This is a genomic window from Burkholderia sp. CCA53 (assembly GCF_001685525.1).
Taxonomy (GTDB): domain Bacteria; phylum Pseudomonadota; class Gammaproteobacteria; order Burkholderiales; family Burkholderiaceae; genus Burkholderia; species Burkholderia multivorans.
This window is the reverse complement of sequence record NZ_BDDJ01000001.1, coordinates 43,963-70,794: the sequence shown is the minus strand read 5'-3', so window position 1 is coordinate 70,794 and position 26,832 is coordinate 43,963. Positions and strand designations below refer to the sequence as shown.

General features: G+C 64.7%; 20 protein-coding genes. 10 read left to right on the top strand and 10 right to left on the bottom strand.

Going from position 1 to position 26,832, the window contains the following annotated elements; all coding sequences use genetic code 11:
• Positions 1-76: 76 nt before the first annotated feature.
• Entirely contained in the window at positions 77-1,609 is a 1,533-nt protein-coding gene (locus BCR55_RS00390; protein ID WP_053297299.1) for a CYTH and CHAD domain-containing protein, read from the bottom strand.
• Between the two features lie 407 nt (positions 1,610-2,016).
• Between BCR55_RS00390 and BCR55_RS00385 the strand changes: the two genes are divergently transcribed.
• A complete protein-coding gene (locus BCR55_RS00385; RefSeq protein WP_065494010.1) occupies positions 2,017-3,762 on the top strand; it encodes a SulP family inorganic anion transporter in 1,746 nt (581 codons plus the stop codon).
• A gap of 39 nt (positions 3,763-3,801) precedes the next feature.
• On the opposite strand, the gene BCR55_RS00380 is transcribed toward BCR55_RS00385, so the two are convergent.
• Both BCR55_RS00380 and BCR55_RS00375 read right to left on the bottom strand, forming a co-directional pair.
• Entirely contained in the window at positions 3,802-5,769 is a 1,968-nt protein-coding gene (locus tag BCR55_RS00380; RefSeq protein ID WP_371493273.1) for an AI-2E family transporter, read from the bottom strand.
• A 277-nt stretch (positions 5,770-6,046) separates the two neighbouring features.
• Positions 6,047-8,410, bottom strand: coding sequence for an AsmA family protein (locus tag BCR55_RS00375; protein ID WP_065494008.1), 2,364 nt, complete (start codon positions 8,408-8,410; stop codon positions 6,047-6,049).
• A gap of 288 nt (positions 8,411-8,698) precedes the next feature.
• On the opposite strand from BCR55_RS00375, the gene BCR55_RS00370 reads away from it, so the two are divergent.
• On the top strand, positions 8,699-9,289 hold the full coding sequence (locus BCR55_RS00370) for a bacterioferritin (RefSeq protein WP_006400263.1): 591 nt from the start codon (positions 8,699-8,701) through the stop codon (positions 9,287-9,289).
• 157 nt (positions 9,290-9,446) lie between these two features.
• On the opposite strand, the gene BCR55_RS00365 is transcribed toward BCR55_RS00370, so the two are convergent.
• Complete coding sequence (locus BCR55_RS00365; protein ID WP_006404908.1) at positions 9,447-10,370, bottom strand: SDR family oxidoreductase; 924 nt, start codon at positions 10,368-10,370, stop codon at positions 9,447-9,449.
• Between the two features lie 395 nt (positions 10,371-10,765).
• Positions 10,766-11,596 carry an alpha/beta fold hydrolase gene (locus BCR55_RS00360; RefSeq protein ID WP_006400261.1) on the bottom strand — a complete coding sequence of 277 codons (831 nt, stop codon included), beginning with the start codon at positions 11,594-11,596 and terminating at the stop codon, positions 10,766-10,768.
• 829 nt (positions 11,597-12,425) lie between these two features.
• Here BCR55_RS00360 and BCR55_RS00355 point away from each other — a divergent pair.
• Positions 12,426-13,334, top strand: a complete 909-nt coding sequence (locus tag BCR55_RS00355) for an acetoacetate decarboxylase (RefSeq protein WP_175403822.1) — start codon at positions 12,426-12,428, stop codon at positions 13,332-13,334.
• Positions 13,331-13,804, top strand: a complete 474-nt coding sequence (locus tag BCR55_RS00350; RefSeq protein ID WP_006400259.1) for a MerR family transcriptional regulator — start codon at positions 13,331-13,333, stop codon at positions 13,802-13,804. Before BCR55_RS00355 ends, BCR55_RS00350 begins: the two co-directional genes overlap by 4 nt.
• Before the next feature lie 74 nt (positions 13,805-13,878).
• Here the strand turns inward: BCR55_RS00350 and BCR55_RS00345 are convergent, their stop codons facing one another.
• Positions 13,879-15,096, bottom strand: coding sequence for an alpha-hydroxy acid oxidase (locus tag BCR55_RS00345; protein ID WP_065494007.1), 1,218 nt, complete (start codon positions 15,094-15,096; stop codon positions 13,879-13,881).
• Between the two features lie 102 nt (positions 15,097-15,198).
• Between BCR55_RS00345 and BCR55_RS00340 the strand changes: the two genes are divergently transcribed.
• A complete protein-coding gene (locus BCR55_RS00340) occupies positions 15,199-16,098 on the top strand; it encodes a LysR family transcriptional regulator (protein WP_006404904.1) in 900 nt (299 codons plus the stop codon).
• A gap of 34 nt (positions 16,099-16,132) precedes the next feature.
• On the opposite strand, the gene BCR55_RS00335 is transcribed toward BCR55_RS00340, so the two are convergent.
• The 3 genes from BCR55_RS00335 to BCR55_RS32100 form a co-directional block, all read right to left on the bottom strand.
• Positions 16,133-17,362 (bottom strand): MFS transporter, encoded by a 1,230-nt coding sequence (locus BCR55_RS00335; protein ID WP_065494006.1) that lies wholly within the window; start codon positions 17,360-17,362, stop codon positions 16,133-16,135.
• A 47-nt stretch (positions 17,363-17,409) separates the two neighbouring features.
• Entirely contained in the window at positions 17,410-18,312 is a 903-nt protein-coding gene (locus BCR55_RS00330; protein WP_065494005.1) for an amidohydrolase, read from the bottom strand.
• Positions 18,313-18,514: 202 nt separating this feature from the next.
• The gene (locus BCR55_RS32100; RefSeq protein ID WP_139094006.1) at positions 18,515-18,721 is read right to left on the bottom strand and encodes a hypothetical protein; all 207 of its coding nucleotides are present in this window, start codon (positions 18,719-18,721) and stop codon (positions 18,515-18,517) included.
• Positions 18,722-18,832: 111 nt separating this feature from the next.
• On the opposite strand from BCR55_RS32100, the gene BCR55_RS00325 reads away from it, so the two are divergent.
• Together BCR55_RS00325 and BCR55_RS00320 are read left to right on the top strand one after the other, a co-directional pair.
• Entirely contained in the window at positions 18,833-19,300 is a 468-nt protein-coding gene (locus tag BCR55_RS00325; protein WP_006400254.1) for a (2Fe-2S)-binding protein, read from the top strand.
• Positions 19,297-21,594 (top strand): xanthine dehydrogenase family protein molybdopterin-binding subunit, encoded by a 2,298-nt coding sequence (locus BCR55_RS00320; protein WP_006404902.1) that lies wholly within the window; start codon positions 19,297-19,299, stop codon positions 21,592-21,594. The genes BCR55_RS00325 and BCR55_RS00320 overlap by 4 nt, the downstream gene beginning before the upstream one ends.
• Positions 21,595-21,805: 211 nt before the next feature.
• Here BCR55_RS00320 and BCR55_RS00315 read toward each other — a convergent pair whose 3' ends face one another.
• Positions 21,806-22,831 carry an AraC family transcriptional regulator gene (locus BCR55_RS00315; RefSeq protein ID WP_006404901.1) on the bottom strand — a complete coding sequence of 342 codons (1,026 nt, stop codon included), beginning with the start codon at positions 22,829-22,831 and terminating at the stop codon, positions 21,806-21,808.
• Positions 22,832-22,864: 33 nt separating this feature from the next.
• Here BCR55_RS00315 and BCR55_RS00310 point away from each other — a divergent pair, with 33 nt between their 5' ends.
• Genes BCR55_RS00310 through BCR55_RS00300 form a run of 3 tightly spaced genes read left to right on the top strand, consistent with a single transcriptional unit; the run spans position 22,865 to position 26,479 of the window.
• Entirely contained in the window at positions 22,865-24,388 is a 1,524-nt protein-coding gene (locus tag BCR55_RS00310; RefSeq protein WP_244104629.1) for a TIGR00366 family protein, read from the top strand.
• Entirely contained in the window at positions 24,385-25,494 is a 1,110-nt protein-coding gene (locus BCR55_RS00305; RefSeq protein WP_006400250.1) for a ketopantoate reductase family protein, read from the top strand. The genes BCR55_RS00310 and BCR55_RS00305 overlap by 4 nt, the downstream gene beginning before the upstream one ends.
• Positions 25,495-25,549: 55 nt before the next feature.
• Positions 25,550-26,479: a 3-keto-5-aminohexanoate cleavage protein gene (locus BCR55_RS00300; protein WP_006400249.1), complete on the top strand. Its 930-nt coding sequence runs from the start codon at positions 25,550-25,552 to the stop codon at positions 26,477-26,479.
• The last annotated feature ends 353 nt before the right edge of the window (positions 26,480-26,832 follow it).

The following is a 26,832-nucleotide window of genomic DNA, read 5'->3' as shown; positions in this document are numbered from 1 at the left end:
CGCGCGGCATGGCATGTCGCGCGAGCCCCCGTCGTCGCAGCGGCTCGGCGCCTACGACACGGCCGCCGCTTGCGCGCTATTGAGGCGGAGACAGCCGTCTGAAGCGTTTCCACAATTTTTTCATCTGGACGTAGTCGGCGGCCGCGCGCGAAGCCCAGAACCCGCGTACGAAAGCGGCCCCCGCTACGGTGTCGGCGGCGTCATGCGGCAGCGAATCGAGCAGACGAGGGGCGACGACGGCATCGTTGCGCCAGCCCAGATCGTCCTGGAGCTCGCTCAACGTCGCCACATAGTGCTTCACCGCCGACTTCGGAAACAGCGACGCAAAGAATTCGGTCGCATACCGAAGTTTTTTCGCCGCGATACGCGCACGATGGCGGCGACGATCGTCGAGATCGGCCAGCCCTCGGCCGCGCTTCAGCAATTTTTTGTGTCGGCGGCGCAGGATGTCGGATGCCAGCCGCTTCACGGGTTTCTGCACGGCCTCGGACGCCTGCCTCGACATGTCGTCATGCCAGCGTGCGCCGTCGAGCCACAAAGTCAGTTCCAGGATCAGTCGCGTGTAGCGGACGGACTGCACGGCCGCGGCTGCACGGGCGCGCTTTTCCGTCGCCACGCGCTTGCACGCGCGCTCCACCGCCCGGCGTTCCTGCTCTTTCTCGGTCTGCGCGAGTGCCTGGCCGAGCGTCGAGCGTGCGAGGACCTCCCAGTCGCGCGCCTCGCCGAGCTCCGACGCGATCCAGCGAAGTTCGTCCTGAAGCCCCGGATAGGCGGGGATGATCTTGTCGAACAGATCGAGCGCCGAACGCAGGCGCCGCAAGCCGACGCGCATCTGGTGCACGCTCGACGGGTCGTGACCGGACACGACACCGCGCTCGTTCGCGTGAACCTGCTCGAGGCAGTTGTGCGCGATCGTGCGGAAGGCGTCTTCGATGCTGTCCCGCTTGCGAAGCGTCACGGGCTTCGCCTTCACCGGCGGCTGATGGTGTTGCAGCAGCATTTCATAGCCGCGATCGGCCTTGCTCATCGGGTCGAAGCGCAGCGGCACCGTTGCGAGCAGTTCGAGCGCAATTTGATAAAGACGCTCGGCGCGGCCTTGCTTCAGTTCCATTTCGACGGCGACGACGGATGCCGAATCCGTTTCGGTTTCGATCGTGCCTTCGTCGATCGCAAACTCGATTTCCTCGCCCGGTTGCGCGCGCAACGGTAGCAGCGTGCGGCGAATCTTCGTGACGAAGCGCGGCCCGAGGTCCGTCGCGGTGCGTTCGTCGCGAATCAGCTTGCCGAGGTCGCTGTCGGCGCGGATCGAGTCGTTGAACAAGCTCAGATCCGGCGCAGCGCCTTCTACCGGCATTTCGAATTCGTCGCGTTCGTATAGGCCCGCCGATGTCGCGCCGTCGATCTTGATGGTCTGGACGGTTTTGTCGCCCTGCGTTCGCACGCGCAGCGATGCATTGCACCGACGAAACGCGAATTCCGATGTGTCGTAGTACGTGCTGATCAGCGGCGTCACCGTCAAATCGGTGTGCTTGCTGTCCGCGAACAGCGGCGATTCGCGGATGCGGTCGACGTGCTCACGGTCGACCAGCAGCTTCAGTTCCCTTTCCATTACGCTCCCTCGCGTGTCGTCGTTCCGACGCATTCGCTTCATGGATAGCGGCCATGCGGTAGCGGGCCGATCCGATCGACACACGCGAGCATTTTTCGCACCGTCGAGCGGCCGCGCGCGGCTTTGACCATGACGATGCGCGCGCCCAAGGCCTCGTGTCCGGTTGCGTCGCGTCGCAGCGCGCCGCGGCACGGGCGGATACATTTGCGCCCGGGCGAGAAAAACGTACAAATCGAAGCTGCCGTAATCGGCGCGCGGGCATACGTAACAGGCGCGACGTCAGCGCGCCGCGCGGCAGCCAGGTATGGGACTTGCTGCGCACGGGCGTCCGGAACGACCCGTAGTCGCCATGGAACGACGAGATCCGAAAACCCACGGCCGTGCCGCATTCCGCGGGAGCGGGACGGATGGCTAAGGTCGGCGTCGTACGGCTCGGCAGGGAAGTCGCGCGCTACGTGCCCGGTATCGCGTGGATCGGCGCGTACCGGATCGCATGGCTGCCGGGCGACGCAATCGCGGGCGCGACCCTCAGCGCCGTGCTGGTGCCGGCCGGCATGGCCTACGCGATCGCGTCCGGCCTTTCCGCCGCGTCGGGGCTCTATGCGTCGATTGCCGCGCTGGTCGCCTACGCGGTGTTCGGGCCGAGCCGCGTCCTCGTGCTCGGACCCGATTCCGCGCTGATTGCGTTGATCGCGGCGAGCGTCGTGCCGCTCGCGCACGGCAATGCCGCGCATGCGGCTGCGCTCGCAGGCGCGCTCGCGTTGCTCTCCGGCGCGCTCTGTCTGGCCGTCGGCCTGTTCCGGCTCGGCTTTATCACCGATCTGCTCTCCATGCCGATCCGCTACGGCTATCTGAACGGCATCGTCGTCACGATCATCGTCAGCCAGCTGCCGAAGCTGCTCGGTCTGACGGTGCACGAAGCTGCGATCCCGCAGCAACTGCGCGAGCTGGCAACGGCCGTTGCTGCCGGCAAAACGAACCTTGCGGCCTTGTCGATCGGTGTGCTTTCGCTTGCCGTGATCCTCGCGTTCAAACGCCGGATGCCGAGAATGCCGGGCGTGTTGGTCGCCGTGGTCGTCGCGACCGTCGCTGCCGCCTATTTCGATCTGGCGGCGCGCGCCGGTATCGGCGTGGTAGGCACCTTGCCGCGCGGGCTGCCGATGCCCGAATTTCCGGCGCTTGCGTGGAGCGAATGGCTTGCACTACCGGCGAGTGCCGCCGCCATCGCGCTGGTGTCGTTGACGGACCTCAGCATGCTGTCGCAGATATACGGGTTGCGCAGCGGGGAACGCGTCGACCGCAATCGCGAATTCGTGGCGCTCGGCATCGCCAATATTGCAGCCGGTCTGTTCCAGGGCTTCGCAGTTGCGGCCAGCGGATCGCGCACGCCGGTCGCCGAGGGCGCAGGCGCGAAGAGTCAGGCGTGCGGCGTGATTGCCGCGCTCATCGTGGCAGCGTTGCTGCTTTTCGTCCCGCAGGCATTGCGCGATACGCCGCAAGCGACCCTTGGCGCCGTAGTCGTTGCCGCGTCGCTGTCGTTGATCGAGATCACCGGCCTGCGGCGGCTCTACCGGCTGCGTCGTCCGGAATTCGCGCAGTCGCTCGCCTGCTTTGTCGGCGTCGTGGTGTGGGGTGTCGTCGTCGGCGTGGGCATCGCACTCGGGCTCGCCGTGCTCGCCTTCCTGTGGCGCGCGTGGCGCCCTTATTCAGCGGTGCTCGGCCGGCGCGACGGCGTGAAGGGCTATCACGACATCGCGCGCCATCCGGACGCGCGGCGCATCCCGGGGCTGGTTCTGCTGCGCTGGGATGCGCCGTTGTTCTTCGCGAATGCGGAAATCTTTCACGAACGCGTGTTGACGGCGGCGCGCGAGGCGCCCACGCACACGCGGTGGGTTGCGATCGCGGCCGAGCCGGTGACGGATATCGACGTCACTGCAGCCGACATGCTGGCAAGGCTCGACGGCGAACTCCACGATGCGGACGTGCAGCTCTGCTTCGCCGAGCTCAAGGGTCCGGTCAAGGACAGCCTGACACGGTATGGGTTATACGAGCGAATCGGCGAGGACCACTTCATGCCGACGCTCGGTGAAACCGTGTCGGCGTATCTGAAATCGCATTCGGTCGACTGGCACGACTGGGAAGGTGAAAGGTGAGGTATCGCGCCGGACGGCGGCGGCGCGTTACGGGCAGCGTCATGCGTCGCGTCGATAGTGAACGACTGCGCCGGTGTTCGGTGCGACGGGGTTGCTGCGCGCGGGCTCGCCGCCGTCCGCGTGTCGCTGCGCGAGGAGTACGCAGCGCTCGACGAGTTCGCTGAACGACAGCGTCGCCGATACGCCCATCTTGCGCCAAAGCGCCGGGCACTCGGTGTCGCGTCCACACAAGCCGACGACGATGTTGGCCGTTGCCGCGCGCTGGCTCAGCCGACGTATCAGATCGCGCAGGTACGGGGGTGCGTCGACGGCGTCGAGCGAGATCACGGCGATCACGGCCGCGCCGGACAGGCGCGGGTCGCGAAAGCCGCTCCTTGGAAAGCGGTCGCAACCGGCGCTTTCGGCATGCAGCCCGCGCTGGCGCAGCAGACGTACGGCGATGGTGGCGACGACATCGTCCAGCTTGCCGCTGCCCGAAATGCAAAGCACCGACGGCACGCGATCGGGCGTGCCTTCGTCGGCCGACAACGGCGATGCGGACGGCGGCGTCGGCGTGGCATCCCTGTCGGGCTCGAGGCTATGTACGAGGTCCAGCACCGTTTCGCGGATGCGCCGCAATTGCTTCGGCGAGACGACGCCGCGCAGCAGGTCGATTCGTGCCTGACGAAGACCCTCGAGCGCAACGGCGTCGTAGTACGCGCAAAGCGAGCGTTTCTTCAGCAGCGTGTCGGCCTGCGCCAATGCCCGTTCTCGATCGCCGGTCAGCAGACGTTGATAGAAGCGCTCGCCCGGCGTCAGCGCCGGTCTGTCGCCGAACAGCACGTCGAGGAATTCGAGTCCGCTGACATAGCGCCCCAGAATCACGAGGCAGAGCGTAAGCGGTGTGGAGAGCACGAGACCGACCGCGCCCCACAGCCAGCTCCAGAAAATCGCCGCGACGATCACCGCGATCGGCGAAAGGCCGGTGCTGTGACCGTAGACGAGCGGTTCGAGAAACTGGCCGGCGGCCACTTCGGTCACGGAGAAGAGCACCAGTATCGTCACGATCATCGACCAGCCGGGGCTCATGGCGGCAGCGAGAATCGTGGCCGGCAGCGCGGCGATCCACACGCCGACGTACGGCACGAACCGCATCAACCCCGCAATCACGCCGAACAGCAGCGCGCCCGGCAGGCCGATCACGGCGAGCCCGAGGCTCAACACCGCGCCGACACACACGTTGACGCACAGCTGCGCGAGAAAGTAGCGGCTCAGGCGACGCGCGGCATCGCTCATTGCCGTCGTGGTGCGGTGCATGTCGTGCGAGCCGGCAAGTCGAATCAGGCGTTCGCGCAGGTCGGCGCGCTGCAGCAGGATGAAGATCGCGGTCACGATCACGATGCCGATCGTCGCGAGCGGGCTGACGACCGGCGAAAGAAATCCTTGCGCGAGCTGCAGCGGCGAAGGCGACGGCTCGTGGACCTCGACGGGCAACGGCGCTTTGTCCGCCGGGCCGGCAGGCCTGGTGTCGGACGTGTGCTCCTCGCGCACGGGCGCCACGCGCTTGAGCGCGTCGATGGTCCGTGTGAGGACCGCATCCGCGTGGACCACGACCGTTTGCTGGATATTGTCGACTCGGCGTTCGATCGCGACTTGATAGCGCGGCAAGTCGGACGCCAGTTCCGCCAATTGCGCGCCGATCAGAAAACCGAATGCCGTCAGCACCGACAAGGCCAGCCAGACCGCGACCAGCACCGAGACGAGCTCGCCGAGACGCAGCCGCCGCAACAGGTCCACGAGCGGTGCCAGCAGGAGGCTCAGCAGCACGGCGAGCGTGATCGGGATCAGCACCGTCCGCCCGAAATACATCGCGCAGACCATGACGACGCCCGTCGCCAGCGAGGTCAACGTCTTCAAACCCGGCACGGCGGCCGGCGCTATCTTGTGGCCGCGGGGGCCGGCGTCGCTGCGCGCCGGCCTGAAGGGGGCCCTTCGGCCGTTCCTGCGTTGCTGTTCCAGTTTCCTCATGACACGGTGGCCGGCAACGATCCGGCGATGTCGCGCAGGCAGTCCGACTCGATCGACGACGATTGGGGGCCGGTGCTCGCGGCGACGCGTAATGCGAGGATGACGGGCGGCACGGTCCGGCCGCCGAGCGATCGCCACGCCGGCTACTGCCACGGATCGGCAGCCGGCAGCGAGCGCATCGTCATCCCGACGATGCAACGATCGTGCCTGACGACGAACTTATGTCGTTCCGGATTCCATCCGCGCGACGGCGCGACGCGGATCGCGGTCCGCGGAATCAATGCGTCGCCTTGGGCAACGGCAGCGTCGGGCCGGACGGGTGGGCTGCGTCCGACACCGGCGTGCCGGGCGGCAGGCGCAGGCCCTTCGATTTCTTGCGCTGACCGGGCGGCGGCGCGCTCGGCTGCTGCGACTGCATTGCCGCGATCAGCTGCTGGCATGGCAGCGGTTTGTGGTTGCTCGGTGCAATCAACGGAATCAGCGCGGCGAATGGATTGATCAGACCGAGGCCGACCATCGCGCCGCCGCGCACGGCGAGGGCCGTCGCGTTCACGCCGACGTGCGGATTCTTGAAGGTGCCTTTGACATAGAGCGGCGAGCGCAGCGAAAAAATGCGGAAGCCTTTCGTGTGCGGATGGATGCCGAGATTCATCGTTTCGTTCTTCATGTCGACCTTGCCGTCGACGTTGATGACGGCGTCGTCGGTATCGAGCGCGAACGCATGCGAATCGAGCACGCCGTCCGTGACGACGAAATCGGCGGCCGCACAGTTGATATGCACATTGCGATTGCCATACATCTTTTCGTAGACGACGTTCGCGACGTTGAGCCCTGCGGCTTCCATCAGCAGACGGCTGAGCGTGCCGTCGGTGACGAGCAGCTTCACCTCGCCGTTGGAGCTTGCGGCGAGCGCGGCCGGCGTGTTGCCGGTCGCCGACAACTGCGCGTCGCCATTGACTTCACCGAGTGCGCTCTGCATCGTCTTCACGGTCGGCAGCAACTGCTTCAGTTTGAGACCGCGCACGCGCGTCGAGGCGCGCGCCTTGAGCGGCCGTTCGCGGCCGTCGAGATGGAGGTCCGAGGCGATCGAGCCGCCCGCGACGCCGAACTTCAGCGGCTGCAACGACAGCACGCCGTCGGTCATCACGATGTGCGTGTACAGATCGGTGATGGGCAGCGCGGGGTCCTTGACGATGCGCCGGCCCGTGAATTTCACGTCGGCATCGATCGCGCTCCAGCGCTCCGTCCGGAAGCCTTCGACAGGCAGCGCCTTGTTCGCCGGCTGGCGCGCGGTGTCGCCGCGCTTTGCCTTGCTCGCGTTGCTGTCGGCGCCGACCACGGGCGCCAGATCCTTGAACTGCAGCAGGTTCGAGACTACGTCGCCCTTGAGCAGCGGCCGCGGCTTACGCTGCGTATAGACGAGCGTGCCGCTCAGATCGCTGCCGCCCACGCGGCTTGAAAATTTTTCATAACGGAACACGCTGTTGCCCGGTTGGATGTTGCCGATCAGGTGGCCCTCGGTGGCATAGGGAGGGGTCTTGGGAAGCGTGATGCCCGTCAATTGATAGAGGCGGTCGAGACTCGAGCCTTGCAGCCACAGACGCAAATCGACGGCAGCGAGGTGCGCGGGGTCGGTGACGGTGCCGACCAATGCGACATGCAAGTCGCCCGCCTTGACATCGGCTTGTACCGGCACCGGCCGCGACGCGTCCTGCAACGCGAGCAGGCCGCCGAGCTTGCCGCTGCCCGACAGCGGCGAATGGTGGTAGCTGCCGGTCGCCGTCCAGCCGATGCCGTATTGCGGTTCGTTCGTTTGCGGCGAGGCGGAGGCCGCTCCGCTTGCCGTCGGCTTGCCGCCCGAAGCTGCGCTTGCAGGTGCGGCAGCAGGTGCCGATACGCCCGATGTAGCGGAGGTAGCCGGGGTTGCCGAAGCCGCCTTCCGCGCCTGCTTGCTCAGCTGTTGCGCGCCGCGCTTGCCGACTGTCTCGGCCGACGCGCTGCGCGATTTGTTTTCCTGCTGCTTGAGGACTTCGCCGATCGGAATCGCCTGCCCGAGCGTGTTGACTGTCACTTGCATCACCAGTCCTTGTTGCTGGTCGGACAGTGCGATGTTGCCCTTGTCGAGCCGGATGTCGTGCAGGTCGAGCTTCCACGCCAGCGGATGCGCGGACGACTTGAACTTGAAGGTCCAGTTGTTTCGACCGTCGGCAAGCCGCTCGAGATCGACGGAGGGGCCGACGAGATTGATGATAGGAATCACGATGTCATGCGTGAGCAGCGGCAGCATCTTCACCTGGAAGTCGATTTGCTCGAGCGTGGCGAAGTACCGCTGCTTTGCCCAGTCCGGGTTCGCGATCGTGATGTTGCGTGCGGCGAAAGTCGGCCACAGCACCCACGCGCGCCAGCCGGTTTCGCCGGCGGCGCGATGCCAGCGTACGGTCAGGTCGCCGTTGATCGTGAACGGGCGCCCGATCGCGGCGCTGACCTTGTCGTCGATCAGCGGCCGCGCGCGATTCCAGTCGAACGTGAAAATGAACAGCGCGATCGCCGCGAGCAGAATGATCAGCACCGCGACGAGCCACGCAACGACTTTGCCGATCACGCTGGCGATCGTCCTGCCGGACGCATTCGATAGGGCCATGGCGGAAGTCTTCGGAGTTCACGGTCCGGCCCCGCGCGGGCCGGGTCGGCAGCAAGACAGCAATCGCCGTACCGCGAACCGGCCGCTCCGTCTCGACGGGCAGGCTCGGAACTTGCTCGCTCGACGCTTGCTTTACCGCCGACGGCGAGCGGAATGGCGCGCTGCCTGGAGGCAGGGGCCGCACTCGGGCCGCGACATCCCGTGGACGGTCGTGTCCGCGGCGCTATCTAGCTCAGTCGCTGGGCGAAGCGAGTGACAGATTTCCCTACCGAATAGAGGAGCAGATCGATGACGAAGTCAGCTGCAACCCACGAGGCCGCACCCGAATCGGGCGGTTCGTTCGTGCTGGATCTGAAAAAAATTCGCGAAGATGCGCGCAAGCACATGGCGGACGGCCCGGTCACGCAAACGTACGGCGCGGATCGCACCACGGTGCTGAAGCTGCTCAATGACGCGCTCGCGACCGAGATCGTCTGCACCCTGCGCTACAAGCGGCATTACTTCATGGCGAGAGGCATCAATTCGGAGGCCGTCGCGCAGGAATTCGCGCAGCACGCGACCGAAGAGCAGGAGCATGCCGACCGCATCGCGGAGCGCATCGTGCAGCTCGGCGGCGAGCCCGACTTTGCGCCGGACGGCCTGAAAACGCGCGCGCATTCGGAGTACAAGGAGGGCACCGACCTGACCAGCATGATTGCCGAGAACCTGGTGGCCGAGCGGATCGCGATCGATACGTATCGGGAGATCATCCGATACCTCGGCGAGAAGGATGTGACCACGCGCCGGCTGTTCGAGGAAATTCTCGCGGTCGAGGAGGAGCATGCCGACGATATGGCCGATCTGCTCCAGGGACGCGGGCAGTCTGCGGGAGGTGCTTGAGGCCCGGTGCGGGCGCAGCGTGAAATGAAAAAAGGTCGGCGCGAAGCCGGCCTGTTTCATCAAGCCGACGGTGCCGGTGGAAGGACGCCGCGGCTTCCCATGGTGCGTTGCCGCCGTCTGAGCCGGCTCGGCTCGGCAGGCGGCAGATTGCACATGCCTACGACTCGTGCCGAATGCGCTCGAGACCTTGCCGGTACGTGGTCACCTCGAAGCGCGGGAATCGGCGCTTGAACTTCGTGGAGTCAAAGAGGTTGTCCTGCTCGTAGCGCGGCAGCAGCTCCTCGATTTCACGTACTTGCGGCGAGAAGAGCCCCGCGGTCCGGAAGGCCCATTTCCCGACGATCGCATAAGCGGCCTTTTGTCCGAATGCGCGGCTTGCCATCTCGACGAACTCCCGATATGTCGGGCGATCGTCGCAGCACGGCAGATGCCAGGTCTGTCCGAACGCGTCCGGCGTGTTGCCGAGCGTCGCGAGCGCGCGACTCGCGTCGGGCGTCCAGATCAGCGTGCGGCGCGTGTCGTCGCGCAACGGCACTTTCGGTTTCTTGCCGGCTTTCAGCTTGTCGATGATCAGTGCATTCGTGAAGCTCTGGGTCTTGCCGGGACCGTAGAACTCGGGTGCACGGCCGATCAGGACGGGAATGTCGCCGCGCGCCATCTCATCGAGGACCATCGACGCCATCGCCGCGCGCACTTTGCCCTTGCGGCCGACCGGCGCGAACTGTGTCGATTCCGTTTGCGGCCGGTCGTCCTGCGGGTACATGTAGGTGTTGTCGAAGTAGGCGAACTTGGCGCCTTCCGCCCGGCACGCATCGAGTGCGTTCTTCAACATGACCGGAAACTGCGTTTCCCACAGCACGGTGTCGGGCGGCAGGCCCGCCGTGAAGTAGACGATGTCGCTGCCTTTCACCGCCTGCGCGGTCTGGCGCGCATCGAGCAGATTGGCCGACACCAGCGTATCGGTGTCATTGACCTTGCGCGGATTGCGGCTGACGAGACGTATATCCGCCGTGTCGATACGCCGCAGTTCCCGGGCCAGTTCCGTGGCGATCTGACCGTTGGCCCCTAATATCGTTTGCATACCCTTTGCCTTTGCGACTTTGCGCCAAATGACGACAGGCGAGAGGCTAACCTTGAAGGCAACTTCAAGGTCAAGCAGTTAGCCGTTGTCGCGTGTCAGGTCGGCAGCGTTTGAGGAAGAGGCCGACGCGACGCAGGCCGCGGCCACTACGCTTAGCAAGGAGCGATGCGCGTTGTTTGACATGTTTCGGGACACGGATACTCCGTCGGCGTAGAGCCGGGGCAGTACACGGACGAACCGGATCGGCAACGCCGATCCTCGAAAACGATGCAACCGAGCGGCATGGCGCCCGGACGCGTCAAGCGCCACGATAGACGAGAACCGACTCGCGGCTTGTAGCGCATGCCCTTCAAGGGAACGGGCGCCGTGGGCCGAGCCCTCGGCACCCGTGGCGGTTATCCGCGGAGGAACGCGAGCAGATCGGCGTTGATAGTCTCCGCGTTGGACGTCGGCATGCCGTGCGGGAAGCCCTTGTAGATCTTCAACGTGCTGTTTCTGGCGAGCTTCGCCGACAGCACGCCGGAATCGGCATAGGGGACGATCTGATCGTCATCGCCATGCATCACGAGCACGGGAATCGTGGTGCTCTTCAGGTCCTCGGTAAAGTCGGTCTGGGAGAAGGCGACGATGCCGTCGTAATGCGCCTTGGCACTGCCCATCATGCCCTGGCGCCACCAGTTCCAGATCACACCCTGCGAGGGTTGCGCGCCGGCACGGTTGTAGCCGTAGAACGGGCCCGCCGGAACGTCGTAGTAAAACTGGGCGCGGTTCGCGGCCAGTTGCGCCTGCAGGTTGTCGAACACGTCCTTCGGCAGGCCGCCGGGGTTTTGGTCGGTCTTGACCATCAGCGGCGGCACGGCACTGATCAGTACGGCCTTCGACACGCGATCTTCGCCATGTCGGGCGACGTAGTGGATGACTTCACCGCCGCCGGTGGAGTGGCCGACGTGAACGGCGCCTTGCACGCCGAGATGGTCGACTACTGCCGCCACGTCGTCGGCGTAGTGATCCATGTCGTGGCCGTCCCAAACCTGGCTGGAGCGTCCGTGGCCGCGGCGATCGTGCGCGATGACGCGGTACCCGTGCGACAGGAAAAAGAGCATCTGGGCGTCCCAGTCATCCGCACTGAGCGGCCAACCGTGATGGAAGAAGATGACCGGTGCGTCGCGCGGCCCCCAGTCCTTGTAGAAGATCTGAACGCCATCCTTCGTTGTGACATATCCCATGTCAGCACTCCTTGTCGATATTCAGATTGACAACCCGTGACGTATACGGCGATCGTTGCTGCTCGGTAATAGGCGGCTCCTTGGGTGAGGGTGATGGACGAGACGGCAACGCAACGATCGAGCAGGCATCCAGACACGTTGCCGGCGATGCGCAGGTCCGCGTCACCATTCGCTTGGACCTGGATGAGACATTGCGCTCCCTTTGTTGAGACAATTTGAAACGGGCGGTCGGCCGCGTACGACTGCTTACCTCCAGTCGGTCGCGCTTCGCCATGTCCTCACCGGGCAACTTTAGGATTAAAGTCAACGTTAATGTCAACAGTTTTTTGGCGTGTCGCGTGAGAATTGGCGAGCGTCTCGACCAGAGCCGTGCGCAGCTCGTGATCGCGATCGAGAGCATCGAGGACAAGCCGCACGGCATCGCTCGCGCAAACAATAGAAGCGCGTGGCCGACCGCCTGTGCGCAGCGGGAATTGCGCCCGATGCGGGCCCACTTCACGGCGGCACTGTCGGCTGATCTGCGTCGACGGCAAAAGCATGCCGTCCGAGCAGTGTGCTCGCTTTCACAGCGTGGACGAGGACGTCGGCTCAAATCCGTCAGGGAGTGGACCCAACGCAGCATGCCCGACGCCTCGTCGCACGGTTCCGTTCGGGATTCGCATGAATCAGGCGGCGCGACATCGGCGAATCGCGTCGATACATTCCCCGTCGTTGCGAAGTGCTTGACCTTAAAGTCATATTCAATCTTAGAGTGACCATTGCCGGCTGTTGATCGGTATGCCGCTCGAGGCCCACCTGCCGGTTCAATCACGGAGAAGGGTCAATGAATATGGACAAGCGGTTCACGCAGGTCGAGTTTGGCGCGCACAAGGTCGAGGTGCCTGCCGGAGGCTACTACGACCGTTACCGGATGAACCCGGACCTCGACGAAGTGGCGCGCGATCCTGCTGCAGGGAATATCGACTTTTTTCGCAGGATCCCGAAGCGGCTCGTCGCGTCCACGGTCGGGCCGACCTGGGCGCCGAACTTCTACTACCGCTCCAGTCACGTGCAGTTGCTGTTCCTGGCGCCTGCCGATCGATTGCGGGCAATGTTGCCGATGCCGCTCGAGCCGCTGCGCGCCTATCCCGGCCGCGGACTGGTGGCGTTGACCTTCTTCTCGTATGCCGTTTGCGATAACGACCCCTACGACGAAGTCTCGGTCGCGGTGGTCGTCCGCCGGCCGGGCGCGCGCGGCCCGCATGCACTGGAGCTGCTCGATTCCATGCGGCGCCGCAGCTTCCACGCGCATGTTCTCGCGCTGCCGGTGACGACGGAAATCGCGCGGGTGCGCGGTCTCTATGGGTATCAATTGCCGAAATGGCGCACGGAGATCGGCGTGAGCATCGGCGCCGACGTCAGGGCCAGCATCGCCGGCCCCGGCGGCAAAGCGGATCTGACGCTGCGTGCGCCGCTTCCGGTGTTGCGCGATGTTCCATCGCAGTCCCATATGGCGACGGCGACCATGGTCAACGAGATTGACGGCGAGTGGCACCAGACGCGCGTGCAAACCAACATGCTGTCGTTCGCGCAGCGCCTCTTGCCGCGCGACGTCCGGCTGGCGCGGCACGATGGGCCGCTGAGCCAGCTGCTCGACGGACTCGGGGCGTCCACGGTGCTTCGCATGGACGTCGTCAAGGATGCGCAGGTGGTCTTGAACATGCCCACCCGGCTAGACACTGTCACATTCACGACATGAAGATAGGCGATCTGGCCGAGCGCACCGGCCTGACGCCGTCGCGCATCCGCTTCTACGAACGCATCGGCCTGTTGACGGCGGTCCGGCGGCAACCAAACGGCTATCGCGTCTATTCGCCGGACGCCGTGGTAGTGCTCGGCCTCGTCGCGACCGCGCAGAAGGCCGGTTTCAGCCTGGACGAGATTCGCATGTTGCTGCCACCCGATCTTGGGCAGTGGCAGCGCGGTGCGCTGCTCGAAGCTCTCCGTCACAAGGTGCGGGACATCGACGCCATGCAGATCAAGCTGGCGCGGAACAAGGCTCATCTCGTGTCCTTGATGGCCGAGATCGAGGGCAAGCCCGACGAAATCGATTGCAGCGCCAACGCGGCGCGCCTGTTGTCGCAGATGCAGTCGAGGGAACCCGACGGCGCGGCGCGAACGCACGGGACAGTCAAGGCCGGACGACGCCGACCGACCGGCAAGGGGTAGGCAATGTGCACGTGAGGGCGTTCGGGAACCGTCAACGTCAACGCTCGAGCGCCGCCGCGCGGCACGCGCGTCTCTCAGCGTTTGCGGACGATCAACCCGGGATGCAGCTCCCGGCACGTACGCGCTCCGAGCATCGCCATGTCGCGATCGACTTCTTCTTGCAACAGCCGGATCGCATGCGCGACGCCCGCTTCGCCGGCAACGGCCATCGCATAGTTGAAAGGTCGGCCGACGAACACCATCCGCGCCCCCAGCGCAATGGCTTTTAGAACGTCCGCACCGCGTCGGAAGCCGCCGTCGAGCATTACCGGAAACGCAGGCTCGAGAGCGGTCACGACGTCGCGCAGAATACGCATCGGCGACACCGCACCGTCGAGTTGGCGGCCGCCATGATTGGACAGGATGATGCCGTCCGCGCCGACGTCGCGTGCGGCCAGCGCATCCTCCACGCTGAGGATGCCCTTGACGACCAGACTGCCTTTCCATTGCGCACGAATCTGCGCGAGATGCGTCCAGTCGAGGTGATCGCGCGCGGAGAAGTCGCGCAACACATGCGCGGACAGGATCGGCGCGCCGCGCGTGGCGAACGAATTTTCGAAGTGCGGCATCCCGTGCCGGAGCAGTGTCCGGGCGAACGTGCCGATCAGCCAGCGCGGCCGCGTCAGTCCGTCCCACGCGAGACGCATGCTCGGACGCAGCGGCGTGGAAAAACCGGTACGGACGTTGTTCTCGCGATTCGCCGCAACGGGAATGTCGACGGTCACGACGAGCGTCCGGTATCCCGCGCGCGCGACGCGCTCGAGCAGCGCGGCGATGCGTTCGGGAGCGCCCGGAAGATAAGCCTGAAACCAGGTTGACGGCGCTGCCGCCGCGACCGCTTCGAGCGGGATCAGCGACGAGCCGCTCATGATCGACGCGATGCCTGCCGCCTGCGCCGCGCGGGCGAGCACGATGTCGCCGCGATAGGCCGACAACGCGTTGATGCCCATCGGCGCGATACCGAAAGGCGCGGCGAACCGCTGCCCGAACAGGTCGACCGCCTGCGTGCGGGCCGACACGTTGCGCAGCACGCGCGTCGTGAAGCCGAACTCGTCGAACACGCTGCGGTTGTCGTCGCGCGTGCGATTGTCTTCGGCGGCGCCGCTCACGTAGCCGAAGATCGGACGCGGTAACACGCGGCGCGCGCGTGCTTCGAAGTCGTGCAGGCTCAGCATGTTGCGCAGCACGCGCGGCGGCTTGTCGGTGGGCACTGCAGCGTCGCGACGAAGTGTGGCGCGATCGGCGACACTCATCCGGATTCTCCTTTTCATTCAAGACGAGGGCTCATGCTAGGTTGACCGGGGGTTGAATAAAAGCGATATTCCTTCGAAATTCATGTTCGCTAAAAGAGAACGATGTCGACGCCGACGCTCAAGCAGCTCGATGCCTTTTATTGGGCCGCGACCTGCGCCAATTTCGCCACGGCCGCGCAGCGGCTTCATTTGTCCGTGTCGTCGTTGTCGAAGCGGATCAACGAACTCGAACAGGTACTCGGGCGAACGCTGTTCGACCGAAGCGGCTATCGCGCCACGCTGACTCAGGACGGCGAAAGTCTGTTGCCGACGGCGCTGCGCGTGCTCGAATCGGTCGCGACGATCCAGGACACCTTCGGTCAGCACAACGGACTGTCTGGGCGACTACGCTTCGGTGTCGGCGAGTTGTCGGCGATGACCTGGCTGCCGCGTTTCGTCGCCGCCGTTCAAAAGCTGCACGGCCAGCTGCAGCTCGAGCCGCATGTCGACGTCGGCGAGGCGCTCGAGGAGAAGGTCGACGCAGGCGAGCTGGACTTCGCGGTGGTCGCGGGTCGCTCGTCGCGCAGCAGCATCGTGTCCCAGCCGGTGGCGGAAGCGCGATTCGCCTGGATGGCCGCCGAGCGGCTCGTCGGCCGTCAGCGCACACTGACACCGGCCCTGCTCGCGCGGCATGCGCTCGTGACGCTGCCCGCCGGGTCGGGCGTCACGCGCATTCTGGACGAGTGGCTGCTGGCGCGCGGTATCGACAGTCCGCGCCACATTACGTGCAACAACTGGTTCGCCGTGGCCGGCATGTTGCGCGAAGGCGTCGGCATCGGCTTTCTGCCGACGGCATGGGAGGCGTCGCGCGCGGGCGGCACGCTGGTCCGTCTGACGAGTCAGCCGGCGTTGTCGCCGCTGCATTACGCATTTCAGTGGCGGCGCGGCGACCTGCGCGCGACGATTCCGGCCATGCTGGCGCTCGTGCGGCTGCACGTGGCGTTCGACGTTCCGCTTGCATGAGCGGTCGCCGCACCGGCCCGTTGCGGGGCGGCGCTCAGCTGATTTCGCGTCCCTTCGTTTCCGGCAGGAGCAACGCAGTGATCAGCACGACGAGATAGGCGCCGCCCGCGAACATGCCGATCGCCATGCCGAGCCCGTAACCGTGGGCGAGATACCCGACGAGGCTCGGAAACAGCGCGCCGAGGCCGCGCCCGAAGTTGTACGCAAAGCCTTGTCCGTTGGCGCGCACGGCAGACGGAAACAGTTCGGTCAGGTAAGCGCCCATGCCGCTGAAGATGCCCGAGGCCGCGAAGCCGAGCGGGAATCCGAGGATCAGCATCTGGTCGTTGGTGAGTCGAAGCTGCGTATAGGCGTAGATACTGATGCCGGACAGCATCGCGAAGATCAGCAGGTTCGCGCGGCGGCCGGCGCGGTCGGTCAGCCATGCGCCGGTGAGATAGCCGACGAACGATCCTAGAATGACGACCAGCAGATAGCCGCCCGTGCCGACCACCGACAGGTGACGCTCGGTTTTCAGGAACGTGGGCAGCCACGTGGTCACCGCGTAGTAGCCGCCCTGAACGCCGGTACACAGCAACGAGGTCAGCGCCGTCGTCTTGATCAGCGACGGCGAGAAGATCGTCCAGATGGACGTGCGCTTGTTGCTGGCTTGCTCCTGCTTGCGGGTACGCTGGAATACTTCAGGTTCCGGCACGCCCTTGCGGATGTACAGCACCAGCAGCGCCGGCAGCGCGCCGACCCAGAACAGCGCACGCCATGCATAGTCTTCGGGCAGCCAGGAAAACAGAACGGTGTAGACGATGGCCGCGATCCCCCAGCCGATCGACCAGGCGCTCTGCACGGTGCCGACGGCTCGCCCGCGGAATTCGGTCCGAACGATCTCGCCCATCAGCACCGAGCCGACCGCCCATTCGCCGCCGAAGCCCAGCCCTTGCAGAGCCCGCAGGACGAAGATCTGTTCGAAATTCTGCGCGAAGCCGATCGCCACCGTGCAGCCCGAAAACCAGAGGATCGTCGCCTGCAGGATGCGTACACGCCCGTAGCGGTCGGCGAGGATGCCGGCGATCCAGCCGCCGATGGCCGAGAACAGCAACGTGACGGTGGCCAGCAGGCCGGCCTGCGTGCTGTCGATCTTGAAAATCGAGATCAGCGTCGTGATCACGAACGTGAACACCATGAAGTCGAGCGCGTCCATCGCCCAGCCGCCCGCCGCGGAAATGAAGGTCCGCCTTTCGGTGACGGACATGTTGCTGTACCAGTTCATCGTGTCTCCTTGTCATATGGCCGCTGAGCGGCGCGTGCTTGCGTCGTTTATGGATTGCCGGGCGGGAAACCGTACAGGCGGGCCGGGTTGTCGACGAGAATCCGGCGCCGCATTGCTGCGTCGGGCGCCCACTGCGCGAGCAGGTTGCGCAGGTGGCCGGTGTTGGGCATCCTGGCCGCTTCCAGAGACACGTGCGGCCAGTCGCTGCCCCAGACCATCCGGTCGGGCGCGTCTTCGATCAGTGCCTGCGCGAACGGCGTCACGTCGTCGAAAGTCGGGAAGCGATCGCTGATCCGGTAAGCGCCGGACAGCTTGACCCAGAAGCCATGCCCGACCACCAGTTCGCGAAGGGCGGCGAATCCCGGTGAAGCCAGCCCCGCGGCGACGGGCGTATGGCCCATGTGATCGACGATGCCGGTGATCGGCAGCCTCGCCATGCGCGGCATCAGTTCAGGCAGCGTCTTCACGTCCATCAGGAACTGCATGTGCCAGCCCAGATTCTTGATGCGGTGCGCCAGCGTCTCCATCGCGGCGAAGCCGATGCCGCCGCCGAACAGCACGTTGATGCGCAGCCCGCGCACGCCAGCCTCGTGCATGGCCTCGAGTTCCCGGTCGCTGATTTCGGGCGGCACGACGGCGATGCCGCGCAGACGCTGCGGATGACGGCGCAGCGCCTGCAGCATGTAGCGGTTGTCGGTGCCGTGCACGCTGACCTGAACCAGCACGCCATAGGTGCAGCCGACCGCGTCGAGCATCGCGAGGTATTGCTGTTCCGACGCCTCCGGCGGTGTGTAACTGCGTTGTGCGACCATCGGATAGTCGGGGCTGGTCGAAATCACGTGCGCATGCGTATCGACGGCGCCCCGAGGCATCTCGAACGCGGGCGGATCGACATCGGGTAAAGGGGCGGCGCATCGAAACTCGGCGCCGGAACGAGCCGGTTCAGTCATCGTGGTCTCCTCGAATGATCGGAAGCGAGCCATGCGGATGATACGTGCGCCCGGTGTCGGATCGGCGCTTGCCGAGCGATCGCTTTACGTGCGCACGCGGCGCCCTGGAGCGCCATGCGAGCAAGGGCGCGCATCGGGGCCGGCGAGCACGGATTCCATGGCTTGAGAAGCGTAGCCGGAACTGCACGCCCAATACAGCGAATTAATCAATAGCCGAACGTTCGCTTTTTCGAAACATTGCAATCCTGCTCAGGGGGATACCGATGCGCGCGATCTCGTGTCGTTGATGGCAGCGGTCGGCGGCAAGCCGGGCGACACCGGATTGCACCGCGAACGCGACGCACCGCACCGATTGTGCGAGCCGCAATCTGCTCGGCCGTTTGCTCGTGACCGCCGACATGGTCGGCATCCCGGACATCCAAGACTATTCGCATCCGGGCGCTTGACATTCAACTTTGGTTCAACCTTAAGGTGCCGGTAGTCGGCTGAGCCATTGCGATATGAGGCAAGGAAGCAATACATGAATCTTGACGTCAACCGCCAAGCGATGAACATCGATTGCGACCCGTCCACGCCGTTGCTGTGGGTGCTACGCGACCACTTGAACCTGACGGGGACGAAGTTCGGCTGCGGCGTTGCAGCGTGCGGCGCGTGTACCGTGCATCTGGACGGTGCGGCGGTGCGATCTTGCGTCCTCCCGGTGGCAGCGGTTGCCGGCAAGCGCATCACCACGATCGAAGGGCTGGCCGAATCGCCGGGCAAGCGCCATGCGTTGCAGCAGGCCTGGATCGACGAACAGGTACCGCAATGCGGCTATTGCCAGTCGGGCATGCTGATGGCGGCGGCAGACCTGTTGGCAAGGCAACCGGACCCGACCGACGCCGATATCGACGCGGCCATCACCAACCTGTGTCGCTGCGGGACGTACCCGCGCGTGCGCATGGCCATCAAGCGTGCGGCGAAGGCGCTGCGGGAGGGCCGCGCGTGAGTGTCGACGCGACCAATGTGCGGCGCGGGCGGCGCCGGTTTCTGCTAGGCGCGCTTGGCGTCGGCGGTGCGCTTGTGGTCGGCTGGGGCGTGATGCCGCCGCGCAGCCGGCTGGGCGGTCCTGACGCGTTTCCCGCAGTGTCAGGTCAGATCGCGCTGAATGGCTGGATCAAGATCACGCCGGAAGGCAATGTGATCCTTGCCATGCCGCGTGTCGAGATGGGGCAGGGCATCCACACGGCGCTGTCGATGTTGGCCGCCGAGGAGCTCGATATTCCGCTTGAGCGCGTGAGTATCGAGTCGTCGCCGATCGAGCGTCTCTACGGTAACGTCGTCGCCATGGGCGATAGCGCGCTGCCGTTGCATCCGGACGACGCAGCCAGGGTCTGGGCGCGCGCACTGCACTGGATCATGGCCAAGGGCGCACGCGAGATCGGCCTGATCGTCACCGGCGGCAGCAGCAGCATGGCCGACGGCTGGCAGCCCGTGCGCGAGGCCGCCGCGACGGCGCGCGCTGCGCTGGTGGAAGCGGCCGCGCGCGAATGGGGCGTGCAGCCGACGCAGATCACGGTGCGCGAAGGCCAACTGATTGGCCCCGACGGTAAGCAGATGCCGTTCAGCGCCGTTGCGCGAAAGGCGCGCGAGATTGCGCCGCCATCCAATGTCACGCTCAAGCCGGCTGCGCAATACCGGTTGGTCGGCAAGCCTGCGCCACGCAACGACATCGCCGGCAAGACGGACGGCAGCGCCCGTTTTGCGATCGACGCGAGGCCGCCCGGCATGGTGTACGCGGCCGTGGTCATGTGTCCTGTATTCGGCGGCAAGCTCAAGACGTTCCAGTCGAAAGCGGCGCTTGCCATGCCCGGCGTGCGGCATGTCGTGCCGTTCGATGGCTCGACGGGCGGCGCGCCGGGCGTCGCCGTGGTGGCCGATCATTACTGGCAGGCACGACAAGCACTCGCGGCGCTCGAGCCCGTATGGGACAACGGACCGAATGCCACGCTCGATTCGGCTGGCATCCGTGAGCAACTCGTCGCTGCGCTGAACAGCGACAAGGACGGCTTTACCTATCGCTCCACGGGCCATGGTCTGAAGGCCTTCGAGAAGGCGCAGGGTGCGACCATCGTGGAGGCCGAATACAGCGCGCCGTATCTTGCGCATGCCGCCATGGAGCCAATCAACTGCACGGCGCAGGTGACCAAGGATCGCGTGCAGCTTTGGGCGCCGACGCAGGTGGCCACGCTGGCCCAACTGGTCGCGGCTCGTGCGGCAGGCGTGAGCCGCGATCAGGTACATATCAATATTCCGCTGATCGGCGGCGGCTTCGGGCGGCGGCTCGAATCGGACTTTGTGGCTCAGGCCGTGACGATCGCTGTCCACACCGAGGGGCGCCCTGTGCAGGTGATCTGGTCGCGCGAAGGCGACATCCGACACGACTTCTATCGCCCGCAAGCCATCGCGCGGCTGAAGGCGCGTGTCGAGAACGGCAGGGTGACGGCCATCGCGTCGCGCAGTGTCGGCCAGTCGATCCTGGCCGGCGAACTGGAGCGCCTGTTCGGCATGCCGTCGCCCGGTATTGATCGCTACACGGCGGAAGGTTTGTTCGACCTGCCATACGAGATCGAGCACGAACACATTGCGCATCGGGTGGTCGACTTGCCGGTGCCGATCGGCTTCTGGCGCAGCGTCGGCCACTCCTATACGGCATTCTTCCTCGAAGGCTTTCTGAACGACGTGGCAGCTGCGGCGAGGATCGATCCGCTGGCGATGCGGCGCGATCTGCTCAAGGCGCATCCACGCGAGCTGAAGGTGCTCGACATCGTGGCGCAAGCGGCCGACTGGGGCCGGCCGCTTGCGCCGGCAGCCGACGGTGCGCCGCGTGCGCGCGGATTGGCGCTGCACAATTCGTTCGGATCGGTGGTGGCACAGGTCGCGGAAGTGTCGCTCGAGGCGGGCAGGCCGCGCGTGCATCGCGTCGTTTGCGCGGTGGACTGCGGAATGGTCGTCAATCCGGGCATCGTCACGCAGCAAATCGAAAGCGCGATCATCTTCGGCTTGAGCGCGGCGCTGTACAACCAGATTCAGATCAAGGACGGACGGGTCGTGCAGGCCAACTTCCCCGATTACCCGGTGCTGAAAATGGCCGAGACGCCGGTGATCGAAACGCACCTCGTGCCGAGCGTGGCAGAACCGACCGGAGTCGGTGAAATTGCCGTGCCTCCGATCGCGCCGGCTGTCGCACATGCCGTTGCGCAACTCACCGGCAAGCCGGTGCGGCAGTTGCCGATGGTGTAGCAAACGAGTTCGGAACGCGCGGTATCGGTTGCTTGCGTCGCGGCAGACCGACAGCGCGAAGAGCGAATCCTTCGACGGACCCTTTCGCGAGGCACGCCTTAACGCGCATGGGTTCTGGTCGCTCGAGAACCCGCACACAAATTCGAAGTCCGCTTTCGCGCGCCGGACGGCAGCGTCGAACCTCACGACTCCACCGCATCGCTGCAAGCCGTCATCGGCGCAGGTCATTCACGGTTTTGCCGGTCCATCGTTTCAGCGCGCGGCGGAAATTTGCGCCGTCGCTGAAGCCGAGGAGCATCGCAATATCGCTCGTGTTCATGCGCGTGTCCTTCAGATACTCGCGTGCCAGCGAACACCGCACGTCGTCGACGATTGCCTGGAACGACGTGCCTTCGTCCTGCAGCCGCCGCCGCAACGTTCGGCCCGTCATGTTCAGCATGCGTGCAACCTCATCCGCGCTCGGGAACTCGCCGGGCTTGCTCATCAGGACCCGGTAGACGTTCCGCGAAAGTCCGTTGCCCTCCATGGCCTGCCCGAGCAACTTATCGCACATCTCCTGTACCAGGACGGACGTGAGCGTATGGGCCATTTGAGGGGTCCGGTCGAGCATGGTGTTGTCGTAGACGAGCTCGCATTCCGGCTGGTCGAAGTAGCAGGGGCAACCGAGATAGGTCGGATAGATGTCGGCGTGGGCAGGCGCCGAATAGGAGAAGCGCGCTTCCAGCGGCGGACAACGACCGCCGGCAGCCTCTTGTACGTGCGTGACGGTCACGCTTGCCTGTTGCTCGATCAGGAACTGCCGCAAGCGGGGCGGCGGGTTCGCGACGAAGATATCGGGAAACCTGCAGGACACGGCGTCAGGTTTTTCCACGAACTCGATTGCGACGGACGGTGTGGTCAGGCGCCGGTATTTGACCGCGAGGCGAAAGTACTCGCGTAGCGAGGTGCATGACATCAGCGCATATCCGTAGATCCCGTACGCCGAGAGGTGCAGGCGCGCCCCGACCTCGAAGGCGATCGAAGGCGTGCGCGACAGCGCCATCGCGTTTTCGCAGACGATCAGATACTGGCTTACCGATGTCCGCGCAAAGGCATTGCCGAGATCGTCGATCGTCACCCCGCTGCCTTTCAGGGACGCCTCCGGCGCAATGCCTTGTTCTTCGAGCACACGAACGATCGCACCGATCTTGTAGGGCGCGTAGAGGCGCTCGTTGGGTAGCGGAAGCATGGTGTCCATGTTGTCCTCAAGTCGTCCGCAAATGACTCCGCAATGACCGGAATGGACGTTTCTCAACCGAGAATATCTGACTACCATTTTCGGCACAAGCACGTCGCCCGAGAGGCGGGCGATGCGTCAAAAAGGAATGGAAGGAGACACATGGCTCAGTTCGGAAATGAGGAGATCGGCCGTGCGCCGCACGGCCCCAGGGACGCGTCCGGCAAGCGAAGCCTGTCCGAGCGGTTCACGGAATGGAGCCTGAACTGGGTTCCCGATTCGATGGTGTTCGTCGTCGCGTTGACGGTCGTCGTATTCCTGCTCGCGCTCGGATTGACGCCGCACGGGCCGATGGAACTGCTCGACGACTATGCGAAGGGCTTCTGGGTCTTGCTGACGTTCGCGATGCAGCTGACCGTGATGATGATCACGGGCTTTGTCGTGGCCGACTCGAAGCCGGTGAAATCGACGCTGATCCGCATCGTCGGCATCCCGCGGACCACACGGTCGACGTTGATCATGTTCTGCCTGATCGTCGGCATCGTCGCGTGGCTGCACTGGGCCGCCGGCCTCATGGTCGCGATCATCATGGGCAAGGAGATTGCGGTCCGCAAACGCGGTATCGGCCTCCATTATCCGGTCCTGGTCGCGTCGGCCTACGCAATGATGATGCTCATGGCGAACGGTCCGTCGCAGTCGGCGCCGTTGCTGGCTGCCACGGCGGGCAATTTTCTCGAGAAGTCCATAGGCGGCCTGATCCCGCTGACACAGACGGCCTTGTCGCCTTTTCTTCTCGTGTTCGTGCTGTTCGAACTGCTGACAATCCCGTTCATCTTCGTGTGGCTGACGCCCAGGAAGGAAAGCGCCGTCGACATCACCGACGAAATTTACCAAGAGTTTGCGCAGGCGCCACCGGCCGACAACACGAGACGGAGCGATCTGCGTCCGGCCGAGAGGTGGGAGCGTTCGCGGCTTCCGCTCTCGATCGTCGGCGTCGGCATTTTGTTCTGGATTGCGAATTTCGTGGCCACGCACGGCGTCGGCAAGATCGATCTGAACGTGATCAATTTTGCGCTGTTCGGGATCGGCATGGTGCTGCATGGGTCGGCACGCAGCTTCGTCGCGTCGGTGAAGCAGGGTGTCGGCACGACCTCCGGCGTGATTATTCAGTTTCCGCTGTATGCCGGCATTTTCGGGCTGATCGTCCATTCCGGACTGTCTGAAGTCATCACGCACTGGTTCCTGTCGATTTCGACGCCGCGCACCTACGCGTGGATCGTCGTGATCTACACGACCATCATGGACTTTTTCGTGCCCTCGGGCGGCTCCAAGTTTGCGATCGAGGCGCCGTACATCATTGCGGCCGGCCAGAAGCTCGGTATTCCCGTTGCCCACGTCATCAACGCGTACAGCACGGGCGGTCAGCTTGCGAACCTGATCCAGCCATTCTGGGCGCTGCCGTTCATTACGGCTTTTAGAGTCCGCTTCCAGGACATCCTTCCTTACACCTTCGTGATTTTCATCTATGCCATCGTGCTCGCGAGCATTGCGTTTCTCGTGTTGCCGGCCGGGCTGTGAAGGTCACGTCGCTTGAACACAGTCATTGCGGAGATACAGGTATGCGGGCAGCCATGGTAGGTGCGGGTTCACTCGGGACGATTATCGGGGCGCTGATGACGCGGGCCGGCAAACAGATCGATCTGGTCGACAGTTACCAGGAACACGTCGACGCGCTCAACGCGTGCGGCGCGACGATCACCGGCGCCTTGGAGCTGAATGTTCCGGTTCGCGCCTTGACGCCCGATCAACTGACAGGGCGCTACGACCTCGTGTTCCTGTTGACGAAGCAGACGGTCAATCAGGCGATTCTGACGACGTTACTACCGCACCTGCATGCCGACAGCATCGTCTGCACCTTGCAGAACGGCATACCGGAGCATGCGGTGGCGGCGCTCGTCGGCGCGGAAAGGACGGTGGGCGGTGCCGTGGGCTTCGGCGCGACGTGGCTGAAACCCGGTGTGTCGTCGCTCACCTCGAGCTATGAGGCAGTGCAGAAGTTTGCGTTCGAGATCGGCGAGATCGACGGCGTGATCCGTCCGCGCCTGAAAGTCGTTCAGGCGTATCTCGAGTGCGTCGGCACGACCGAGATCCGCGCCGACCTGATGGGCATCCGGTTTTCGAAACTCCTGATGAACGCGACGTTCAGCGGCATGTCGGCGGCGCTCGGCTGTACGTTCGGCGACGTGCTCGACGATTCCCGTGCGATGGCGTGTCTCGCCTTCGTCGCCGACGAGTGCATCAAGGTCGCGCATGCGCACGGCGTACGCCTCGCCGAGATGCAGGGCAAGAATTTCGAATGTTTCGAACTGGCGAGCGCCGCCGACATTCCTTCGAAGATGCCGCTCTATCGCGAGATCTGGGGGGCGCACGCGAAGCTGAAAGCCAGCATGTTGCAGGACCTCGAAAAACGGCGCGATACCGAAATCGGCTACATCAACGGGCTGATCTGCGAGAAGGGCCGTGAGCGAGGTGTGCCGACGCCGTTCAACGACAGGATCGTCGCGCTCGTTGCCGAGGCGCAAGCGCGGCGCGGCGTCAACGACTTCAGTCATCTGGCGCGCTTCGACGACCTGCTCGCCGCGCACGTGCGCGATCTTCCCGCTCTCGCGTGTTTAGACATGTGATCGACACGCAGGCCCATCGATCCAGTTTTCCGTCCACTGCCCCACGAGGCATTTCATGAGCAAGAAGACCATCATCAGCTGCGCCATCACGGGCGCCGTCCACACGCCGTCGATGTCACCGTATCTTCCGTGCACGCCCGACGAAATCGCCGAACAGAGCATCGCGGCTGCCGAGGCGGGGGCCGCCATCATTCATCTGCATGCGCGCAATCCGGCGGATGGCAGCCCGTCGCCGTCTGCCGACGTCTATATGCGATTCCTGCCGCGCATCGCGGAACGGACCGATGCCGTGATCAACATCACCACGGGCGGCAGCGTCACGATGACGCTCGAGGATCGGCTGCAAGGCGCGCTGCGCGCGTCGCCCGAAATGGCGTCGCTGAATACCGGCTCGTTGAACTTCGCGATGTTCAGAATGGCGGAAAAACCGCGCGAGTGGAAACACGAATGGGAAGTGCCCTACCTGAAAGCCACTGAGGACGGCATTTTCCGCAACACCTTCCGCGACATCAAATACATCCTGGAAACGCTGGGAAAAACGCACGGTACGAAGTTCGAGTTCGAGTGCTACGACATCGGCCACCTGTACAACCTGGCTTACTTCGTCGACATCGGCATGGTGAAGCCGCCGTTCCTCGTTCAGTCGGTGTTCGGCGTCATGGGCGGTATCGGCGCCGATCCGGAGAACATCTTCCTGATGAAGCAAACGGCCGACCGGCTGTTTGGCCAAGACTACGTCTGGTCGCTATTCGCGGCGGGCAAGCAGCAGATGCCGTTTACGACGATGGGCGCGTTGATGGGCGCGAACGTCCGTGTCGGCCTGGAAGACAGCCTGTTCCTCGAGCGCGGTAGGCTCGCGACGTCGAATGCGGAACAGGTCGCGAAGATTCGCCGAATTCTCACCGAGCTGGGCGTGGAGATCGCGACGCCGGATGAGGCTCGCCAGATGCTTCAGCTGAAGGGGCGCAATAACGTAGCGTTCTAGCGGGTGTTCGGCTAGAGCCCGATTTGTATCCGACCGCATCGTCCGCCGGGACGAGGGGGCAGTGTGGCGAACGACGCCGACAACGACGTCAAGCGCCACCACGTGCGGGCGGCTGCTCGTCTTACTGCCGGGCGGGGAGTAGGGGCCAGCCGGGATTCGATTGAACCTCACGGTCGCGGGCTTCGGCCCATGTCCGAAAGTCACAGATGCTGTCGGCAGCTCTCCGCGCCAACGAAAAAACCAATAATGTATTGATCTTACGGGGTTTTCCGAGCTTCGCCGGGTTGCGCAGGAACAGCTGACGGTGCCCAGGAGAGGACCCGGTCACACGAGCGCGCCCCCCGGCTGCGCTT

What these genes read in the sequence shown, in the direction of transcription:
- BCR55_RS00390 (WP_053297299.1), bottom strand. Translation starts at nt 1,609, where the DNA reads ATGGAAAGGGAACTGAAGCTGCTGGTCGACCGTGAGCACGTCGACCGC.
- BCR55_RS00385 (WP_065494010.1), top strand. Translation starts at nt 2,017, where the DNA reads ATGGCTAAGGTCGGCGTCGTACGGCTCGGCAGGGAAGTCGCGCGCTAC.
- BCR55_RS00380 (WP_371493273.1), bottom strand. Translation starts at nt 5,769, where the DNA reads ATGAGGAAACTGGAACAGCAACGCAGGAACGGCCGAAGGGCCCCCTTC.
- BCR55_RS00375 (WP_065494008.1), bottom strand. Translation starts at nt 8,410, where the DNA reads ATGGCCCTATCGAATGCGTCCGGCAGGACGATCGCCAGCGTGATCGGC.
- BCR55_RS00370 (WP_006400263.1), top strand. Translation starts at nt 8,699, where the DNA reads ATGACGAAGTCAGCTGCAACCCACGAGGCCGCACCCGAATCGGGCGGT.
- BCR55_RS00365 (WP_006404908.1), bottom strand. Translation starts at nt 10,370, where the DNA reads ATGCAAACGATATTAGGGGCCAACGGTCAGATCGCCACGGAACTGGCC.
- BCR55_RS00360 (WP_006400261.1), bottom strand. Translation starts at nt 11,596, where the DNA reads ATGGGATATGTCACAACGAAGGATGGCGTTCAGATCTTCTACAAGGAC.
- BCR55_RS00355 (WP_175403822.1), top strand. Translation starts at nt 12,426, where the DNA reads ATGGACAAGCGGTTCACGCAGGTCGAGTTTGGCGCGCACAAGGTCGAG.
- BCR55_RS00350 (WP_006400259.1), top strand. Translation starts at nt 13,331, where the DNA reads ATGAAGATAGGCGATCTGGCCGAGCGCACCGGCCTGACGCCGTCGCGC.
- BCR55_RS00345 (WP_065494007.1), bottom strand. Translation starts at nt 15,096, where the DNA reads ATGAGTGTCGCCGATCGCGCCACACTTCGTCGCGACGCTGCAGTGCCC.
- BCR55_RS00340 (WP_006404904.1), top strand. Translation starts at nt 15,199, where the DNA reads ATGTCGACGCCGACGCTCAAGCAGCTCGATGCCTTTTATTGGGCCGCG.
- BCR55_RS00335 (WP_065494006.1), bottom strand. Translation starts at nt 17,362, where the DNA reads ATGAACTGGTACAGCAACATGTCCGTCACCGAAAGGCGGACCTTCATT.
- BCR55_RS00330 (WP_065494005.1), bottom strand. Translation starts at nt 18,312, where the DNA reads ATGACTGAACCGGCTCGTTCCGGCGCCGAGTTTCGATGCGCCGCCCCT.
- BCR55_RS32100 (WP_139094006.1), bottom strand. Translation starts at nt 18,721, where the DNA reads ATGCCGACCATGTCGGCGGTCACGAGCAAACGGCCGAGCAGATTGCGG.
- BCR55_RS00325 (WP_006400254.1), top strand. Translation starts at nt 18,833, where the DNA reads ATGAATCTTGACGTCAACCGCCAAGCGATGAACATCGATTGCGACCCG.
- BCR55_RS00315 (WP_006404901.1), bottom strand. Translation starts at nt 22,831, where the DNA reads ATGGACACCATGCTTCCGCTACCCAACGAGCGCCTCTACGCGCCCTAC.
- BCR55_RS00310 (WP_244104629.1), top strand. Translation starts at nt 22,865, where the DNA reads ATGACCGGAATGGACGTTTCTCAACCGAGAATATCTGACTACCATTTT.
- BCR55_RS00300 (WP_006400249.1), top strand. Translation starts at nt 25,550, where the DNA reads ATGAGCAAGAAGACCATCATCAGCTGCGCCATCACGGGCGCCGTCCAC.